General features: G+C 71.6%; 15 protein-coding genes and 1 riboswitch. Of the genes, 6 read left to right on the top strand and 9 right to left on the bottom strand.

The genetic code is table 11. From position 1 onward, the window contains the following. Positions 1-856: 856 nt before the first annotated feature. The 3 genes from BLW76_RS34310 to BLW76_RS34320 are packed head-to-tail and all read left to right on the top strand — an operon-like array spanning position 857 to position 3110. Positions 857-1360 carry an MmpS family transport accessory protein gene (locus BLW76_RS34310; RefSeq protein ID WP_091315364.1) on the top strand — a complete coding sequence of 168 codons (504 nt, stop codon included), beginning with the start codon at positions 857-859 and terminating at the stop codon, positions 1358-1360. A gap of 5 nt (positions 1361-1365) precedes the next feature. Beyond that, positions 1366-2241 (top strand): hypothetical protein, encoded by an 876-nt coding sequence (locus tag BLW76_RS34315; protein ID WP_091315365.1) that lies wholly within the window; start codon positions 1366-1368, stop codon positions 2239-2241. 26 nt (positions 2242-2267) lie between these two features. After that, a complete protein-coding gene (locus tag BLW76_RS34320) occupies positions 2268-3110 on the top strand; it encodes a carbon-nitrogen hydrolase family protein (protein WP_091315368.1) in 843 nt (280 codons plus the stop codon). Here BLW76_RS34320 and BLW76_RS34325 read toward each other — a convergent pair. The 4 genes from BLW76_RS34325 to metE all read right to left on the bottom strand — a co-directional run bounded on the left by BLW76_RS34325 (position 3097) and on the right by metE (position 7423). Further along, complete coding sequence (locus BLW76_RS34325; RefSeq protein ID WP_091315370.1) at positions 3097-4038, bottom strand: SDR family NAD(P)-dependent oxidoreductase; 942 nt, start codon at positions 4036-4038, stop codon at positions 3097-3099. The two genes, BLW76_RS34320 and BLW76_RS34325, sit on opposite strands and share 14 nt — an antisense overlap. Beyond that, entirely contained in the window at positions 3987-4526 is a 540-nt protein-coding gene (locus BLW76_RS34330; protein ID WP_091315372.1) for a hypothetical protein, read from the bottom strand. The genes BLW76_RS34325 and BLW76_RS34330 overlap by 52 nt, the downstream gene beginning before the upstream one ends. A gap of 156 nt (positions 4527-4682) precedes the next feature. Beyond that, on the bottom strand, positions 4683-5177 hold the full coding sequence (locus BLW76_RS34335; protein WP_244170452.1) for an acyl-CoA thioesterase: 495 nt from the start codon (positions 5175-5177) through the stop codon (positions 4683-4685). After that, positions 5174-7423, bottom strand: coding sequence for a 5-methyltetrahydropteroyltriglutamate--homocysteine S-methyltransferase (gene metE / locus BLW76_RS34340; protein WP_091315375.1), 2250 nt, complete (start codon positions 7421-7423; stop codon positions 5174-5176). Before metE ends, BLW76_RS34335 begins: the two co-directional genes overlap by 4 nt. A gap of 98 nt (positions 7424-7521) precedes the next feature. Then, positions 7522-7744, bottom strand: a riboswitch (cobalamin riboswitch). Positions 7745-7863: 119 nt separating this feature from the next. Here metE and BLW76_RS34345 point away from each other — a divergent pair. Next, a complete protein-coding gene (locus tag BLW76_RS34345) occupies positions 7864-8325 on the top strand; it encodes a VOC family protein (RefSeq protein WP_091315376.1) in 462 nt (153 codons plus the stop codon). Between the two features lie 77 nt (positions 8326-8402). Here BLW76_RS34345 and BLW76_RS34350 read toward each other — a convergent pair whose 3' ends face one another. The 5 genes from BLW76_RS34350 to BLW76_RS34370 all read right to left on the bottom strand — a co-directional run bounded on the left by BLW76_RS34350 (position 8403) and on the right by BLW76_RS34370 (position 12256). Further along, positions 8403-8801, bottom strand: coding sequence for a peptidoglycan-binding domain-containing protein (locus BLW76_RS34350; RefSeq protein ID WP_091315379.1), 399 nt, complete (start codon positions 8799-8801; stop codon positions 8403-8405). 9 nt (positions 8802-8810) lie between these two features. Then, positions 8811-9488, bottom strand: a complete 678-nt coding sequence (locus BLW76_RS34355; RefSeq protein ID WP_208613449.1) for an ABC transporter ATP-binding protein — start codon at positions 9486-9488, stop codon at positions 8811-8813. After that, positions 9485-10813 (bottom strand): hypothetical protein, encoded by a 1329-nt coding sequence (locus BLW76_RS34360; protein WP_091315382.1) that lies wholly within the window; start codon positions 10811-10813, stop codon positions 9485-9487. Before BLW76_RS34360 ends, BLW76_RS34355 begins: the two co-directional genes overlap by 4 nt. Next, entirely contained in the window at positions 10810-11796 is a 987-nt protein-coding gene (locus BLW76_RS34365) for a hypothetical protein (protein ID WP_143060738.1), read from the bottom strand. Before BLW76_RS34365 ends, BLW76_RS34360 begins: the two co-directional genes overlap by 4 nt. A gap of 103 nt (positions 11797-11899) precedes the next feature. Continuing rightward, a complete protein-coding gene (locus tag BLW76_RS34370) occupies positions 11900-12256 on the bottom strand; it encodes a lactococcin 972 family bacteriocin (protein ID WP_167384833.1) in 357 nt (118 codons plus the stop codon). A 401-nt stretch (positions 12257-12657) separates the two neighbouring features. On the opposite strand from BLW76_RS34370, the gene BLW76_RS34375 reads away from it, so the two are divergent. Both BLW76_RS34375 and BLW76_RS34380 read left to right on the top strand, forming a co-directional pair. Further along, a complete protein-coding gene (locus BLW76_RS34375) occupies positions 12658-13962 on the top strand; it encodes a helix-turn-helix domain-containing protein (protein ID WP_091315388.1) in 1305 nt (434 codons plus the stop codon). Between the two features lie 113 nt (positions 13963-14075). Continuing rightward, entirely contained in the window at positions 14076-18845 is a 4770-nt protein-coding gene (locus BLW76_RS34380) for an nSTAND1 domain-containing NTPase (protein WP_167384834.1), read from the top strand. Positions 18846-18852 lie beyond the last annotated feature (7 nt).

Here is an 18852-nt window from a genome sequence, read left to right on the forward strand (position 1 = left end):
CAGGGGCAGCGCCGGCCACCCGGGGTCCCGGTCGGGGTGGGTGCCCTGGTGGTTCCGGTGCTGCACGGTTCTTGGCTGGGGGAATTCCGCCTGCTGCGCGAACACCGTTCCCGGGTCCGGCCACCCGGGTGAGGGGGAGTCGCGAAGCGTGGGCCGCGCCGGCGGGGCCCGGCCGCGCACGGTCCTTTCCGGTGTTCCCCGTCCGCGTGACTGCTGCGCCATCTGGTCTCCAGTGCTCGACCGAACGCCGTGGACGTGGAGCCACAATTAGGGCGGCGGCGCGTGTACAGCACTTCTCGGCACTGTTAACTGTGGATTACCAGGACCCGGTAAAAGGCTGTTTTCGCGGTGAAAGACGTAATTTTCCGCATGGGCAAATGAATGACCGGCAATGCAAATAGGTGACATCGCCCGAGAGTTCCGAAGCGGCGGCACGTGTCGGCATTCCGGCTGATCGCACGGGTTTCTGTCGGCCGACCGACGGCCGCGGCCGCCTGGCACCTGTTTGCCGCGGAAGCGAATTACCGCCCACCCCGCAACGGATCTGCGAACTAGCCCGACCGGCGGAGCGTGCCACTGACCCGAACAGGCTCCTGAACAGCGGAGATCTCTCACAATCTCACTGCTGAGCGGTCGTTTCCGGCAGGTTAACGCCGGCGCACGCCCTGCCCGCAGCCCCATTTGGCGGCACTGGCCAGAACAACCGGCGGCATGCCACTATGTCGCCACCAAGGCGGCGGGTGAACCCGCGCCTTTCGTCTTCCGACCTTCCCATATCACCGCGCCGGACACCTGAGAAGACGCCAAGAAAGCGAGATTCATCCATGATCGTTTCCGCCTGCCGAAGGAGCCGGCCATGACCACGGGAACGGCGAAGCCGAAACCGGACGGAAAACCTTCCCCGGTGCCGCGGAGCCGGACGTTCCGGCTGGCGCAGCGCACGTGGTGGCTGCCCTGGGTGCTCGGCGCGGCCGCGGTGGCGGTCGCCGTGGTCATCACGACCGAGGTGTTCACCCCGGACCAGCCCGCCGGCTGGGACCAGGTCCGGCTGCCCACGGCCGAGCACCAGGTCGTCTACACCGTGACCGGAAGCGGCAAGTCGCCGGAGATCAAGTACGTGGTCGACGGCGTCAACGGCACCGAGACCGTGGTGAACGGGGATCTGCCGTGGCGCAAGGAGTTCACCCTCAAGGTCGGTCCCGGGCTCGGCGTCGTCCAGGTGCTGGCCGCCAACAACGAGTCCGCGGGCTCGATCGCCTGCACGGTCAGCGTCGACGGCAACGTGGTGCACCAGGCGACCTCGCGCGGGCCGGGCACCCAGGTCTCCTGTTCCTCCGTGATCCGCCCGTCCTCGAGGTAGCCGCGATGGAATTCCCCAGTGTGCGGCGTGTTCTCGCGGCCACGGCCGTGTCGGTGGCGCTCGCCGCCACCACCGCGACACCGTCCGGGGCGGCGCAGCCGGTGGTGCTCGACAGCTGCGCGGTGACCGTGCACGGCGAGCCGGGTCAGCTGGTGTCGCTCAAGCCCGCGGCGGTGACCCCGCACCTGCTGTCGGCCCTGGCCCCGCTCGATCCGCTCAACGTGCTCCGCCCGGCCTTCACCGGGGTCTGGCAGGCGCTGCCGCCGATCACGCTCGGGTCGATCGGCCCGGCCGACGGTCTGATCCCGGGCAGCGCCGTGGCCGACGCCGTGCTCGGCGCGCTGCGCCCGATCCCTCTGCTGGCCCCGGTGATCGACGCGCTGTCCCCGGCGGTGCGCGCGGTGCTGGGCGCGAACTGCGGGGTCACGACCAAGCCCGGCACGCCCGCCCCGGCCCCGTCGTCCCTGCCGTCCCGGCCATCCGGCGGGGCGCGGCCACCGGCGGCCGGGAGCACCCTGACGTCGACGGCACCGGGTACGCCCGCGGCGACCGGTCCGACGTTCACCAGCCCAGGCCTGCCCGAAGCGGTGCTCGGGTCGCAGTTCCCGGCCGGGGCCGGGCCGGGCGGGATCCCCGGGCCCGGCATCCCGCCCGACCGGGTCGCCTACGAGTACGGACCGGCCGCGGTGCCGCAGGTCCCCGCGGTCGACGCACGGATGCAGGGGCTCGGCGGCCAGTCGACCGGTTCGGCGGAGGCCCTGCCCGCCGCGGCGGACGGTGGCGTCGGCCGGACCGTGCTGCTCGCCGGCCTGCTCGTGACCCTCGTCGGAACGCAGCTCTTTCGCCGCTGGGCGTTGAAACGCGGTCAGCAGCCCGGCTGACCCCCGGCCACGACACAGGAGAACGGATGGGACTCACCCGGATCGCCACGGCCGCCGCCCACTTCGGCCGCGACCTCGCGTTCGACCTTCGCCGCGTTGCGGCGCTGATCGAGGAGGCCCGCGGGTCGGGAGCGGCGCTCCTCGTCCTGCCCGACGGCACGCTCGGCGGCGCCTTCGCCGACTTCGGCCGGGTCGACCCCGAGCACCTGCCGCCGGCACTCGACCCGGACGGCCCCGAGGTGCGGCAGGTGGCCCGGCTGGCCGCGGACCTGGTGGTGTGCTTCGGGTACAGCGAAGCCGGCGAGAGCGGCGAACGGTTTTCGGCCGCGGCGTGCGTGTCCGGCGACGGCGTGCTCGGCCGGCAGCGCAAGGTGCACCTGTCCGCCGCCGAGGCGCTCCACCTGCAGCCGGGCGGCGGGTTCGCCGCGTTCGACACCCCGGCCGGGCGGCTCGGGATGCTGCTCGACTACGACAAGGCGTTCCCCGAGTCCGCCCGCGCCCTCGCCGCGGACGGCGCCGGCGTCCTCGCGTGCCTGTGCGCGTGGGCGACGAGCAGCCGGGCTCCGACGCTGACCCGGGACCGCCAGGCCCGGCTGTTCGACGTCTACGACTGCGTGCGGGCGGTGGAGAACCAGGTGGTGCTCGTCTCGGCGAACCAGGCGGGGGTCATGCACGGGACCCGGTTCCTCGGCCTGGCGAAGGTGGTCGGCCCGGAGGGCGCGACCCACGCCCGGACCGGCTCGCGGCCGGCCATGGTCGTCGCCGAGCTGGACGTCGACGCGGAGCTGACCGCCGCCCGGCGCGGCCGCCACCACCTCGCCGAACGACGCCAGGAAGCCTACGTCCCGGACCGGGTCAGTCCTTTGTAGACTTGCGGTCGGCAGCCGGGGACGGCCAGCGGCCGTGGATGCGTTCCCCGGCGGGCGCCGGGTGGTGCACGGTTCCGGCCGTCGGCGCCCATCGGGTGCGGGTGAGCACGGCCAGCTTCAGCAGGGGCCCGACCAGCCGGTCGTAAAGCCGGGGCAGCAGCCGGAAACCGCTGATGACGAGGGGGTTGCCCGGGCCGATCGGCACCGACACGTGCCGGCGGGGCCGGTCGGCCAGCCGGGTGATCGCGGCGGCCACCCGTTCGGGCGCCAGGACCGGCCACGGGGGACGGACCGCGCGGCCGGTGTAGTTGGCCGCCTGGTAGTAGATGGGCGTGTTGATGCTGCCGGGGCTGACGATGCAGACCGACACCCCGGGCTCGTCCCGCGTTTCCTGCTGCAGGGTGCGCAGCACCGCACGCTGGCCCCATTTCGACACCGCGTAGGCCCCCATCCGCGGAACGGTGATCGAGCCCAGCAGCGAGTTGACCCCGATGAAGGTGCCCGTGCGCTGGCCGCGCATGACCGGCAGCACCGCGCGGGCCAGGTGGAGGGTGCCGTGGACGGCGGTGTCGACCACGGTGGTGAACACCTCGGCCGGCATCTCCTCCACGCTGCCGTACCCCATCACGGCGGCGGTGTGCACGACGACGTCGACCCGGCCGTGCCGCTCCAGGGTCCGGGCGACGAGCCGCCCGGCGGCCGCGGGGTCGGTGATGTCCTCGGCGATCGTGTCCACCACGTCGGCTCCGGCACGTCGGCAGGCCGCTTCCGCGGCGTCGAGCGCTTCGGCGCTGCGGGAGACGAGGACGAGCTTGTCGGCCAGTGCCGAGAACGCGACCGCCGTGGCCAAGCCGATTCCGCTGGTGGCCCCGACGATCAGCACGACCCGCGCTGTCCGGGACTCGCCGGGCTCTTGGCGATCGCGCATGAGGCTCCATCCGGGGGCCGTGGGAGTGCTCGGGCGTAGTCGACGATCAGTGCGGCGGTGAGCGCGGGCACGGCCCACTGGACCCACCCCAGACCGCGCTCGGCGCGCACCAGGCGTCGATGGCGGTGCGCATCCAGGTCGGCCTCGGTGGTCACCCGGTCACCATCGAGAGCCGCGTGCTGGATCTGCTTGCCGACGACGTAGCTGTAGGTGGAGGCGGCCATCGCTGCCAGCGTGGTCACCGATCTGATCGCGTGGCTGCGCTGGGGCTTTCCGGTGCCGGCGATGCCGAGGAGGTGCACAGCGATGGCGCAAGCCCCGACGGGTGTCCACCGGGACCAGCCGGTACTGGTGATCCGCGCCGCCGCCACCCGGTCCGCGGCGCGCGCCGCGGTGCCGTTCAGCCCAACCGCGCCCATCAGCGACCCGCCCAGCCACACGGCCAACCCGAGGTCACGCGCACTGCGCCAGGCCGTCTCGCGCTTCATCAGTGGTACCCGCCTCTCGGTATGCCCTCGCAGACGTGGTGTACCCGCCTCGGGAAGCGCAAACGTCAGTGAGGCAGAAAACCGGGGTTCTGTCGTCAGCTCGCCGACCAGGCCCGCCCCTGGTGTGCGGGGACCGGCCCCGCACACCAAGGGACCTCAGGCGACCGTCCGTGACGCGGTGATCGCGGCCCGCCGGGCGAGGCGGTGGGTGCGGCGGATCCCGGCTTCGGCGTACCGGCGGCGGTCCTCCGCGGTCTCCGGCACCACCGGTGGCACCGGCCGCGGGCGGCCGTGGTCGTCGACCGCCACCAGGACCAGGTAGGCCGAGGCCACGTGGACCGGGGGCACCGAACTGTCCCAGCGGTCGGCGGTGGCGCGCACGCCGATCTCCATCGACGTCGAGCCGGCCCAGTTGACCTGGGCGTGCAGGTGCAGCACGTCCCCGACCCGGACCGGCACCCGGAACACCATCTCGTCGACCGACGCGGTCACGGACGCGCCCTCGGAATGCCGGGCCGAGACGACCCCGGCCAGCGAATCGACCAGCTTCATCAGCACCCCGCCGTGCACCGTGCCCATGAGGTTCGTGTCGTGGTCGTCCATGATCTGCGAGAGCGTCAGCCGCGACGCCGACGTCGGCTTCCCCGTCACGCGAGCCCCGCCCGGACCTCGCGCACGGCCGCGACCAGGTTCCGCAGCGCCGGTTCGACCTCGGCGTAGCCGCGGGTCTTCAGCCCGCAGTCCGGGTTGACCCACAACCGGTCCGCGGGCACCGTGCCGGCGGCGGCGTGCAGCAGTTCGCCGATCTCCCCGGCGTCCGGGACGCGCGGGGAATGGATGTCGTACACGCCCGGCCCGATGCCGCGGCCGAACCCGGCCAGCCCGGCCAGCACCTCCATCTTCGAGCGGGCCGCTTCGATGCTGGTGACGTCGGCGTCCAGGGCGTCGATCGCGGGCAGGATCTCGCCGAACTCGGAGTAGCACAGGTGCGTGTGGATCTGCGTGGACCCGGCGGCGCCCGAGGTCGCCAGCCGGAACGCCGAGACGGCCCAGCGCAGGTAGTCCTCGTGGCCGGACCGGCGCAGCGGCAGCAGTTCCCGCAGGGCCGGTTCGTCGACCTGGATGATCCGGATGCCGGCCGCCTCGAGGTCGCGGACCTCGTCGCGGACGGCGAGCGCGACCTGCCGGGCCGTGTCGGCGAGCGGCTGGTCGTCGCGGACGAACGACCACGCGAGGATCGTCACCGGGCCGGTGAGCATGCCCTTGACCGGCTTCGGCGTCAGGCTCTGGGCGTGGCGGGCCCAGTGCACCGTCATCGGGGCCGGGCGCGAGACGTCGCCGTAGAGGATCGGCGGGCGGACGCAGCGCGAGCCGTAGGACTGCACCCAGCCGTGCTCGGTCGCGGCGAACCCGGCCAGCCGCTCGGCGAAGTACTGCACCATGTCGTTGCGCTCGGGTTCGCCGTGCACCAGCACGTCGAGCCCGAGCTCCTCCTGCAGCCGCACCACGCGCTCGATCTCCGCGCGCATCGCCGCCTCGTACGCGGCGGCGCCGAGCGTGCCCGCCTTGTGCGCGGCACGGGCCTTGCGGACCTCGGTGGTCTGCGGGAACGACCCGATCGTCGTGGTCGGCAGCGGCGGCAGCCCGAGCGCGGCCTGCTGCGCTTCCGCGCGCTCGGCGTGCGGCGGCCGGACGGCGTCGTCGGGACGCAGGGCCGCGAGCCGGGCGCGGACGTGTTCGTCGGCCAGCTCGGTCGCCGCCGCCCGGTCCGCGACCGCCTGCCGCGCACCGGAAAGGTCGACGTCTTCGCCGCGCAGCGCCCGGCCGAGCAGCACGACCTCGTCGACCTTCTGCCGGGCGAAGGCGAGCCAGCCCGCCAGCCGCGGCAGCCCGGTTTCGCGCTCGACGTCGTAGGGCACGTGCAGCAGCGAGCACGACGTCGACACGCTGACGGACTTCGCCACGCCGAGCAGGGTCGCGGCCCGGCCGAGCGCGCGCTGCGGGTCCGTGCGCCAGACGTTCCGGCCGTCGACGACCCCGGCCAGCACCTCCTTGTCCCGCAACGCCGGTTCGGCCGCGACGGCGTCCACGAACGACTCGTCGCTGACCAGGTCGACGGCCAGTGCTTCGATCGGCGCGCGAGCCAGCACGCCAAGCCCGCGCCCGAGGTGGCCGAAGTAGCCGGCGACCAGGATCTTCGGCCGCCCGGTCTCCTTGCCGAGCCAGTGGTAGGCGCGGATCAGGGCGTTCAGCTCGGCCTCGGTGCGGTCCCCGGCGAACGCGGGCTCGTCGAGCTGCACCCACCCGGCGCCCGCGGCGCGCAGCCGGCGCAGCAGGTCGACGTACCGCGGCAGCAGGGTGTCGAGCAGGTCCAGCGGGCGGAATCCCGCGGTCGTGGACTTCGCCAGCAGCAGGAACGTCACCGGCCCGACCAGCACCGGCCGGGTCTCGATGCCGAGCGCTTTCGCCTCCAGGTATTCGTCGAGCGGTTTGGTCCCGGCCAGGGTGAAGGTCGTGTCCGGGCCGAGCTCCGGGACGAGGTAGTGGTAGTTCGTGTCGAACCACTTCGTCATCTCCAGCGCCGGAGCGCCCTGGGCACCACGCGCGGCGGCGAAGCAGGTGTCCAGCGGCGACGGCCCGGTGAACCTCTCCGGCAGGGCGCCGAACAGCGCCGCGGTGTCGAGGACGTGGTCGTAGTGCGAGAACGTGTTGGACGGGACGGAGTCCAGCCCGGCCGCCACCAGCGTGCGCCAGGTGCGTTCCCGCAGGTCACGGCCGGTTTCCAGCAGCTCGTCCTGGTCGATCCGGTGCGCCCAGTAGCGTTCCAGGGCACGCTTGAGTTCCCGGTCCGGGCCGATCCGGGGGTAGCCCAGCACCGTGGTGCCGATCTCGGTCACAGCTCTCTCCTCGCGAGCTCGTTCCACCGAGTCCGAGCACGCGAGAAAGCCGCGTTTCGGTCGTGCCCATCCCGCGAGGCCCGGACTCGCGCACGCCGTCGGCGCGCGCACCACGGGCAGGTCTTCGGACTCGTGGGCGCCGAGCTCAGGTCTACCGGCCGTCGCTTCCCGGACTGCGTGTCCAGTGCTTGACCACTCGCGTGGTGACGGCTTTCGTTCCCACATACCGCTGCGGGGCAGTCCCGGATTCACACCGGGTTCCCTGTTGCCTCGCCCACGCGCGTCACCGCGCCCGGGCGAACCAGTGGCGTCCGCCAGCTTAGCCGTTCGTGATCACCGTGTCGCGAAGGTCCATTTCCGCCGAATCGAGGACCGCTCCTGTCCGCTTCCGGTGGCAGGGTGGGCAAGGTCAGCCCGACGACGACCGACGGAGAACCCCGATGAGCCGACACGTCCAGGTCACTTTCGACGCCCACGACCCGCGAGCCCTTTCGGTTTTCTGGCGTGAGGTGCTGGACTACGTCCACCCCGCACCGCCCGGCGTCGAGCTGCCCGAGGGCGCCGACCCCCTGGCCGCGTGGGACGAGTTCCTCGAGCGGGTCGGCGTGCCGGCGGACCAGCGCAACCGCAGCTCCGCCGTCGAAGACCCCGACGGTCGGGGACCGCGCCTGTTCTTCCAGCAGGTGCCGGAGGACAAGACCACGAAGAACCGGGTCCACCTCGACGTCCGGGCCGCCCCGGGCCTGCTGGGCGCGGAGCGGATGGCGGCGCTGGAGGCGGAGTGCGAACGGCTGCTCGCCCTCGGCGCGACCCGGGTGCGCCGCTTCGAGCCCGAACCCCCGCTCAGTGCCGGGTTCATCGTGATGACCGACCCCGAGGGCAACGAGTTCTGCCTGGATTGACGGCGACGCCGACCGGACCAGCCGACGGCCGTGTCGGCTGGTCCGGGCTTCGGGAATCCGGCGTGCCGGCTACCGGGTCAGGTGCAACTCGGGTAGAAGTACATGACACTGCGGGTTTGCCGCCCGTAGCCGCCGTCCGCCGTGATGCCGTGGTAACGCTGGACGGTCTTCAGTGCGTTGTAGGTATTGCCCCCGAAATCGCCGTCCGGACCGTTCGGGCCGACGTACAGGCCGTAGCAGTAGGTCAAGGACACCTGCAGGGCCCACACCCCGTCACTGTTGTTGCCCCGGAGCATCCAGCAATTCGTCACGCCGGATCTGGTCGACGGAAGAAGGCCTTCCGAGTTGGACACGTAGGTCGTGCACTGCGGGTCCGCCGCGCTCGCCGGGGCCGCGTTGACCAGCATTCCCGCGAGTATGGCGCCGACCGCGAGCAGCGCTGCGATGCACTTTTTGCCGAAACCGAAACGAGCCATCGATCCTCCTCATTGTTTTTGATTTCTTCCCGTCGGGCGACGCGTGCAGAGGACTTCCACCCGAGAACAGCGTTCGGCCACGGCGTCGTCGTGCGTCGCGACGATGATGGTTTTGCCGGACTCGTTGAGTTTCCCCAGCAGGTCGAGGATGACCTCGCGGTTCTCGGCGTCGAGGGAGCCTGTCGGCTCGTCGGCCAGGACGATGTCACACGGCTTCAGCAACAGCCGGGCCACGGCGACGCGCTGCTGCTCGCCGCCGGACAACGAGAAGACCCTGCGGTCTCCCGCTCCTGGCATCCCCACCCGCGCGAGCGCCTGGGCGATGCGTTCCCGCTTCGGGGTTCCGCGCTCCGCATAGGTGAGTGCGACACGGAGGTTGTGGGCCACCGACTCGTTGTCGATGAGAGCGAAGTTCTGGAACAGGTACCCCAGCCGGTACCGGCGCTGGAGGTTAGCCGCTCGGGTCCGCGGCCTTGGCGCCTGTTCGCCGAGGATGCGGACCTGGCCGGAATCCGGAGCGTCCAGCAGTCCGATGAGGTTGAGGACGGTGGACTTCCCCGTTCCGCTCGCGCCGGTGAGGACGACGAACTCCCCCTTCCGGATCCGGAGATCGAAATCCGTCAGGACCGGGCGGTCGCCGTAGGTTTTCCGGACTCCCAGGAGTTCACAGGCGAATTCCACTGTCACAGCTCCTTCAGCCGCCTACTCGCGTTTCGGCGTTCCACGGCGAGCACGGTTGCGACGACGACCAGAGCCTCGACCACCAAGGTCACGGCGGCCACGGCCGCCAGTGCCGGCCCCTGGTCGAACGAGCTCGCCTGCTCGCCGGACACCGGGTCGGTACTCGTCGCCAGTACGACGAGGGCAAGACCGGCGAGAAGGGTTTGCCCGAGCCACGTCCCGCCCAGCGTCAGCAGCAGTTCCCGGTAGGTTCGAGCGAACCCGACGCCGTGGAACCGGCGCACGGCCAGTCTTCTGCGCAGCCGGTCGGCGCCGATGATCGTGATCGTCGCGGTCAGCGTCAGCATGACGACCAAGGCCGCGCCCCCGAACACCGTCACCTGGGTGAGGCCGCTGTGCACGTCGTTGGCCTGCGTGGTCAGGGCTTCGTGCACGCTCACGAGGTACTGGAGGTTGTCGGCGAGCTTGAGTTCCGCCAGCTTCGGGGCGAGCCCGTTCAGCACGACGGCGGGGTCTGCGTCGACGCGGACCTTCAACCCGGTGTTCAACCCGCCGGTGATCGAGTTCAGCCGGTCGACGGTCAGGCTGTTCGACGGCGTCATGATCTGGATGACGGGATCCGTGATCAGGTTCCCGTTCCCGGGGTTCACCCGGGGGTCGAAGCTGAACACCTGCTGCCCGGACGCCGTCCAGATGATCCGGACCTGCTGACCGGTGAACCATTCCGGTGGCCGCTCCCCGGTTATCCGCTCTTCCGCCTGAACCGCGCCGGTGATGCCCGCTCCCCCGGTGCGCGTTTCCTGCAGCAGTTTCCTGATCTGCGCTTCGCGTGGCTTGAACTGCTCGGGCACGGCGACCACCCAGGCCCGTTCGCCGTCATCGATCTCGACGGCTTTCCGGGATTCGTCCAGGATCGGGTACCGCTCGAGGTAGTTGGTGTTCACCTGGATCGGCGGTGCCGGCCAGCGTGACGTGGGGTCCCCAGGCGCGCTGGGCTCGTAGTTCGCGGCGTCGATGAAGATCGCCCCCGCACGGTCGAGGACGGGATAGAGGTCACGCGCCTCCGCGACCGACGAGGCGTTGCCCCCGGTTTCGAACTCCTGCTGGTCGTTCCCGATGAGCCGGGGGTAGAAGATGCCGTAGCCCTGGACCTTCTCCCACGGCGCGATCTGCTCCCGCTGGTTCTCCAGGTCGGCGAACTGCTGCCACGCCAAGACGGCCAGGACGGTCACCACCGCTCCGCTCACGGCCTTCACGACCGCGAGCGCCGCGGTGGCGAAGCCGGCGGACGAACGACTCCGAGGAGTGCTGTGCCGCGTTCGATCGTTCACTGCAGGCTTCCTTTGACGAGGTCCGAGACTTGCGCGCGGTCGATGACGATCAGCCCGATGCCCAGCGTCGCGGCGAATCCGGCCGCCGTCACCGGGATCACCGTGCCGGCGAGGGAACGCAGGAACAACGCATCGACACCGGGAACGGCGAGAACGATGGCCGCGCAGGCGACCAGCCCGGCGAGGATCGACCCGGCCTGCACTCGCCCCACGACCTGGTACCAGATGCGCGTCCCGGGGTGGCCGAGCAGCCGCAGCACGCCGATGCGCCTCCCCTCGCGCAGGAGGACGAAGAGGACGATCAACGTGGCCGCGACGGCGAGGAGGGCCGTCAAGGGTTCCAGGCTCGCCCGGTTTTCGGCCGGTGACGGACCCGGCTCCGGTGTCAGGTCCGCGGTCGTCAGGCCGGCCACCCCCGCCTCGGCCAGTCGCTGGTGGACCAGGGCGAGGAAGCGGTCCGTGGCGGCCCGGTCGGGAGCCTCGACCACGTACCGGCCGGCGGTCGGCAAGGCGTCGAAGGCCCGGAACAGCGGTGCGAACGTGAGGTCGTACCGGTCGCCGAGGATCGAAGGCACACCCACGTTGCCCGCTTCCCCGGCGCGCACCGAGGAAACGGTCGCCGGACCGCCGCGCGATTCGGCCGCGGTCAGCCAGCGCCCTTCGCGCAACGTGAATTCGTCCGTGAGGGCCGTCCGGTCCTGCCCGAGCAGAACGTAATGCGTGATGCGCTTCCGTGCCGAGGGTGCCGTGTTCACGGCGGTGCGCAGCACGGCGGAGCGCGTCACCGTGGCCGCCTCGGTGAGAATGCGCAGCGCCACGCCGGGATCGTCGGCGCGTGGGCTCTCGGGCCAGGCGAACGCGACTCCGAGGCGATACGCGGCGGTTTCGCCGTCCGATTCCCGCTCGAGGATCTTGTCGAGGAGAACCACCACCGGGATGGCGAGCATGACCCCCGCGAAGAGCAGGCACAAAGTCAGTCTCATCTGCGATCACTCTCGTCGAGTGGCTGCCGCGGGTGCCGGATCCGGCGCTCGCCGGAACCCGGCACCCGCTTCACGCGATCATTCTTCGTGCGTCAGAAAAGAATCACGCGTTCTGGTTGTACCAGGTGTTGCAGGTCCACTTGAAACCGTTCGTGACGTAGGCGTTGGACCAGGATCCGGCGTTGGCGTACCGCTTGTCGTTCGCGGCGCCGAGGGCCGCGGTCGAGCTGTGGTAGTTGGTCGGGTGGTTGTAGTTGGAGTGGCACGACTTCTTGAGGCCGCTGATCCCGGAGCCGTGGCACCAGTCGCCGCCACCCGCCTTGACGCAGTCGGCCGCCGCGGACGCCGGCCGGCTCGGCGCGGCCTGTGCGGTCGAGACGACTCCCACGGACATGAGCAGCGCGAACGATGCGACCGACGCCACCTTCGCGGCTTTCCCGGACGCGAAAACCTTGGACATTTTCAACCCCATTCCCCTCGATTGCGCAAATTCAACTTCGCCGGCGTTGACTGCCAACGTTCACGAGTGGCGGCGGGGCCACGATGCGATGCCGGTGCCCCGCCGCCGTCTCCCCCTTGCCCCCAGTACCGACGGGCCCCTGGCCGGGGAACCCGTCGCGCTGTGGTTCCACCTTGGGCCCGCCCGGTGGCGCGATCCAGGGGGTGGCCGTCGCCTGTCCTGTTGGCGACGGGCGACGCCTGGGAATCGGGTGTTGTGGTGGCCCAGACTGAGTGGCATGCAGCGACAGGGAGAGTCTCGGATCCGGTCGCCGATGGTCCGGTCCCGGGGCTGGGCCATCGGCCTCCTCGGCCGCTAGCCTGGCACTTGTTTGTCACCAGTCGATGGCACCGGGGGTGCACATGGCTGACCAGCCGGACGCTTTTGGCGCGGAACTGCGGCGCCGCCGCACGACTGCGGGATGGTCGCTGGCGATGCTGGCCCAACGCGTGCACTACAGCAAAGGCCATCTCGGCAAGATCGAAACGGGGACCAAGCTGCCCGGCAGTGATCTGGCGCGGCGCTGTGACGCGGTCCTCGAAGCCGGTGGGCGACTGGTGGCCCTGGCCGGCAAATCCCCGCCCGACAGCCCGTCGACGGTTGTCGCGGCCGAGCACGGTGGCGAAATGTGGGTGATGAGCATGGCCCCGGACGGATCGAGCTGGCTGGTACCCATGGCTCGGCGCGAGGCGCTCGCGACCGGTGCCGCCTCGTTGTTCGGGCTGAGCCTCGGCGGCCAGGGCGTCGCGGCCGCGGCCGAGCACGGCGCCACGGTCACGACCTTCCGCGCGTTGTTCGAGCAGATCCGGCAGCTGGGCCAGACCACCAGCCCCAGCGTGGTGCTGCCCACCGTGATCGCCCAGACCCACACCCTGCGCGGGCTGGCGAACGCCGCCTCCTCCCCCGCACGGGAAGAACTGCTCCGGCTCGCCGCCCGCTACGCGGAGTACGCCGGCTGGATGGCCCAGGAAGCCGGCGACGACCGGGCGGCGTTGTGGTGGACCCGTATCGCGGTGGAAACCGGCACCGCCGCCGGTGACGGGGAACTGGCCACCTACGCCTTGATCCGGCAGGCGCTGATCACGCTCTACCGCGACGACGCCGCCGGCACCATCGACCTGGCCAGGCAGGCGCAGGCCGATCCTCGGATGTCACGACGCGTGCGCGGCCTCGCCGCACTGCGCGAAGCCCAGGGTCACGCGCTGGCCTGCGACTACGACCAGTGCCGGCGGGCGCTCGACCGAGCGGCGGAACTCCTGGACGCCCCGGAGAACACCGCACCGGACGGCCCGGTGATGGGTTCGGCGTCGGTCGCGGGCGCCAGCCTGACCTCCCTGGTGACCGGTTGGTGCCTGCACGACCTCGGCCGGCCACAGCAGGCGGCGGAAATCCTCGACGAGCAGTTCCTCCTCCTGCCGGACACCGCTCGCCGCGCCTACGCCCGCTTCGGTGCCCGCCGGGCACTGGCCTACCTCGCCGCCGGCGAGGTCGAACACGCCGGCGCCCTCAGCCGGCGGGTCCTCGACGCCGCCGAACTGGTCGACTCCGCGACGGTCCGCCACGACCTGCGGCGCCTGGCCCAGTCCTTCGGCCGCTGGCGCACCCACCACTCGGTACGGGACGTGTATCCCCGGCTGAGCAACACACTCCGCACCCCGGCCCTGTAGCGCCCGCCCACCACCCGACACAGGGCCATTCGGCCGATCAACCCCTTGCCATCCCAGGACATCACTGCGAGCCTCGGTACCTTCGGCGACCGATCCATCACGCAATGGTGTTCGTGGGAGATCATGTGGGCGGGGTGTTCATCAACTACCGCACCGGAGACGGCGAGTTCGCGGCCACACTCATCACCAGGGTGCTCTCCTCGCGGTTCGGGACGGAACACGTGTTCCTGGCCAGCAGGTCGATCCGTCCCGGCGAAGACTTCGCCAAGAAGATCCTGGAACGCCTGGCCCAGTCCGACGTCCTGCTGGCCATCATCGGCTCACGCTGGCAGTTCGTCACCGAACGGCAACGCCGACGGGAGCGCGAGGCCCCCGACGACTGGGTCCACCGGGAGATCGCCGAGGCGTTCCGCCACGGCCTGCGGGTCATTCCGGTGTTCCTCGACCACGCGGTCGCCCTGACCGAAGCCGAGCTCCCCGCCGACATCGCCCCGCTCGCGCGCTGCCAGTTCCTGCGGCTGAGCCACCGCAACGACGCGCGGGACCTCGCCCGGCTGGTGGAGGAGCTCGGCGACCTGGTTCCCGATCTCCTCCTCGACCGGGTCTTCACCACTTTCCCGGAGCCGAGCCGGAACCTGGAACCCACCGCGTGGTTGCGCCCCGAGTACCGGATAGCGCCCTTCACCGGCCGCCGCAGCGAGCTCGCCGAGCTGACCGGTTGGCTCGGTGCGCCGAAACCCGTGTCCGCACGGCTGATCACCGGACCGGCCGGGCAGGGCAAGACCCGCCTCGCCCAGGAGCTGTGCCAGGACAGGGCCGGATACGGCTGGGTCGCCGGGCTGGTGCACGACAACGCCGCCATCGCCGACCTGACCAACCTCGGCAAGATCGACAGTCCGCTGCTGGTGGTCGTCGACGACGCCGAGGCCCGGTTCGAGGAGATCCACGCACTGGCCGACGCGCTGACGGAGCGGGCCGCCACGGCACCGCCCGCACGGTTGCTGTTGCTCAGCCGGGAAACCGGGGAATGGCTGAGCCGGTTGCGCACCCACACCAACGACCGCGTCAGCAGCCTGTTCCGGGCTCTCGACGAGCTCGCCCTCGGCCCGCTGGCCCCCACCGTGGCCGAACGGCGCGCCGAGTTCCTCCGCGCGTCGGCCGCCTACGCGGACTTCCTCGACCTGCCGGCCACCGAGCTCGTACCACCGGCCGACCTCGCGCACCACCGCTACTCGTCCACCCGGAGCATCCACGCCACCGCGCTCATCACGCTGCTCGACGAACACGGCGGGCGCGCGGAATCCCTGCCGGCCCCGGACCCGGACCTGCACCGCACCGCACGACCCGAATGTCCTTACCGCGGGCTGCAACCGTTCCAGGAAAAGGACGCCCGGTTCTTCTGGGGCCGCGACCCGCAGATCCGCCGGCTCGAAACGCTGCTCGAACAACACACCACGGTCATGGTCACCGGGGCGTCGGGCAGCGGGAAGTCGTCACTCGTGCGCGCCGGCCTCCTCCCGGCACTGCGCCGGCAGTCCATCGCGGTGACCGTGCTCCGGCCGGCCCCCGGCACCGAGCCGATCGAACTCCTGGCGAACGCCGTCGCGCCGATCCTGGGAGGCAACCCGGTGAGCAGGGACATCCCCCTGCTCGCCGACGCGATCGTCGAATCGGCCGGGCACTGGGTGCTGCTCGTCGACCAGTTCGAGGAACTCGTCGCGGCCGACCCCGAGGCCGCGCGGGACATGCTCGAACTCGTGACCGGCCTGGTGCGCGCGGCGCCACCCCGACCGGCGGGGACCCCCGCGCTGCGGGCGGTGTTCACCGGTCTCTCCGCCGACGCCGGCTCGATGCCGCACACCGTCCCGCTGCCCAGGATGGGGCCGGCCGAGCTTCGCGCGGCCATCCTGGGCCCCACGGACCTGGTGTCCTTCGAACCGGGCCTGGTCGACCGGATCATCGCGGACGCCGCGGATGCCCCCGCGCAGCTGCCCCTGGTGGAGCTCACGGTGACGCGGCTGTGGGAGTCCGCGCAGGGCGGAACGCTGACCCACCGCGCCTACGACGACCAGGGCGGGGTGGCCGGGGCACTGGCCGCCTACGCAGAGGAGGTCTGCACCCGGCAACTGCTCCCGGACGAACGGAAGATCGCCGGGCGGCTGCTGGTACAGCTGGCCAAACCGGGTGAGCACGGCACCTTCACCCTCACCCCGGTCCGCCTCGAGCAGCTCGACCCCGAATCACGCGAAATGGCCAGGACACTCGCGAAACACCACCTGGTGGTGCTCCGGCACGACCCCGGCGAGCCGGAAGTCGTTTCCCTGGCACACGAAGCCCTCGTCCGGCAATGGCGGCAACTCCACGACTGGCTTGTCGCGGCCCGGGATTTCCGGTCCTGGCAGGAACAGCTCAGGACCGCGCTCCGGCTGTGGCGGCAGTCCGGCCGGGATCCCAGCGCGCTGCTGCGCGGCGTCCCGCTGGCCACGGCCGAGGACTGGCTGGCCCGGCACCCGCCCGGCCTCACCGGCGAGGAACGGGACTACGTCGTCGCCGGCCGGGTCCGCCAGCGCCGGACCGTGCTCGGCTGGCGGGTGGTCACCGCCCTGATCAGCGTGCTCGCGGTGAGCGCCACCGTGTTCGCCGCGGTCGCCGTCCACCGCAACCAGCAGCTCGAAGATCGGCTGCGCCGGGCGGCCGCGGTCGTCCTCGGGCAGGAAGCGCAGCGCCGCGCGGACACCGACCCGCTGACCGCGCTGCAGTTCGCGCAGGCGGCCTGGCGCCACGACCCGGCCAGGCCGGAAGCCTATGCGGCGCTGCTGCGGCAGTACGCCGGGTACGCCGCGGTCGACGAGATCCGGTCGGGGTTCTGGTCCGGCACCGTCGACGCGGCCGCCAGCACCGAAGACGGCCGGGTGACCGCCATCGCCGAGGAGGACGGGAAGATCACCGTGTGGACCGGCCTGTTCGGGCCGGCGCCGCTGCGCTGGTTCGTGGCCACCGTCCCCCGGCAGCGGGGACTGCTGCTGAGCGCGGACGGCCGGTGGCTCGCCGTCGCGAGCGAACGCAACGGGGTCACGCTCTGGGACATCGACCAGCGCACCGGCCCGCTCCCGTTGCGCCCCGACGAACCCGAAGTCATCGCGAAACACTCCGTGCTCAGCGCGCGTTTCTCCCCGGACGGGACGGTCTTCGTCATCACGCTGCAGCCCACCGGCCAGGGGGACGACCCGCAGGCCGCCAACCTCGTCGAGGTGTGGGACGTGCGGGTGCGCCGGCCGATCGACGGCCACGCCGGCCCGGAACCGGCGGTGACGGCGCTCTACGTGCGGCGAGTCGAACCGGACGGCAAGCGTGCGTGGTTCGAGGAGCACCGCGCGGACCGCACTCGCCGCTCCGTCCTGCGTGACCTGGCGACCGGCGCGGTCCTCGGCGAGAGCGCCGCCGGCTTCATCACCCCGGGCGGCCTGTTCGTCGACTGCCGGGACGGCGGCCCCCGCCGCCTGGCGGTCCTCGACCGCGCCACCGGGGCGGCCGGACTCACCGCACCCGTGTTCGGCTGTCCCGAGCCGGACGCCGGGGGGCTCACCGATCTGAGCGGCAGGTACGCGCTGTCCGGCAGCCGGTCCGCCGGCGACTCCTCGCGGCGGCTCGACCTCGCCGACCTGAACACCGGCCGGTCCTTCCTGCTGGACGCCCCGCCGGACCCGCACCAGCACCGGGTGAACAACCTGACCGGCTACCGCACGGAACCGATACTCGCGCTCCCGGACGCCTCCGGATCGGGGCCGCCGTCGGTCTTCGTGCTCGCGAAGGGAACACTGCTGCGCACGGCCGCACCGAGCCCGGTCGACGACGCCACCGTGGCGGCCTTCTCGCACAAGCTCGCCGCCACCGCGCTCAGCCCGGACGGGCAGGTACTGGTGGCACTGACCGGCGAGAACCCGGACTTCGGCAGCCACGCCGTGGACACGGCCACCCGGCGGCGCATCGCGGGCACCGCCGACAGCACGCTGCACCTGGGCACGAATCCGAAGATCGCCTTCAGCCTCGACGGGAAGACGCTGCTCGCGACCGGCAACTCGGGAGAGCTGACGGTGCTGCTGGCCTCCGACCTGACCGTGGTGCGCACGATCCACCTCGGCGAATCCCGGCTTCCCGACGCGAGCACCTCGATCGTCCCCCTGCCCGGCGACAAGGTCGCGGTGCTGCACAACGGCGGTCTCACGACATGGCGGATCAGCACCGGCGAGCAGCTCGTGTGGGAGCTCTCCGCCGCTTCCGGCTTCCTCGTCGAGGACGGTCCCGGTGCCGAACGACGTCCCACGGCGGTCCGGTGGCCCGCCCGTCCGGAACAGGTGCTGATCTCCACGACCGCCAACGTCGAGCTGTGGGACCTGACCGGCAGTTCGGCCGTCCGCACGTTCCAGAACGGCTTCGGCACCGGGGCGCCGGCCATCCTGGCCGATCCGGCCGGATCACGGGTCGCGGTGCACTACGAGACCTCCGGCCGGCTCGAGTTCTGGAACCCGGAGCGGGCGGAGATCCGGCACCAGCCCATGCCGGTGCCCGGCGGACAGTCACTGGTGGCCTTCACCGGTGACGGCAAACTGCTCACCACGTCGAGCGGCGAGCTGCACGTCTGGGATGAGGGCGTGAGCGCCGAGATCGCGACCCTCCGGGCACCCGGCGCGCCGGCGAACTGGTCGAGCCACGAGAACACGCTGGTCGCACCGACCCGGCAGGGCCTGCTGACGATCGACATGGACCCGCGGCACTGGATGGCGCACCTCTGCCGCATCAACGACCGGGGCTACACGGCGCAGGAAAGCGAGCTCCTGCCCGCCGGAGCCGATCCCGCGGCGCCGTGCTCGGCCACTCCGTGACGGCGCA

Origin of the sequence: Amycolatopsis tolypomycina (genome assembly GCF_900105945.1) — a bacterium.
Lineage (GTDB): Bacteria > Actinomycetota > Actinomycetes > Mycobacteriales > Pseudonocardiaceae > Amycolatopsis > Amycolatopsis tolypomycina.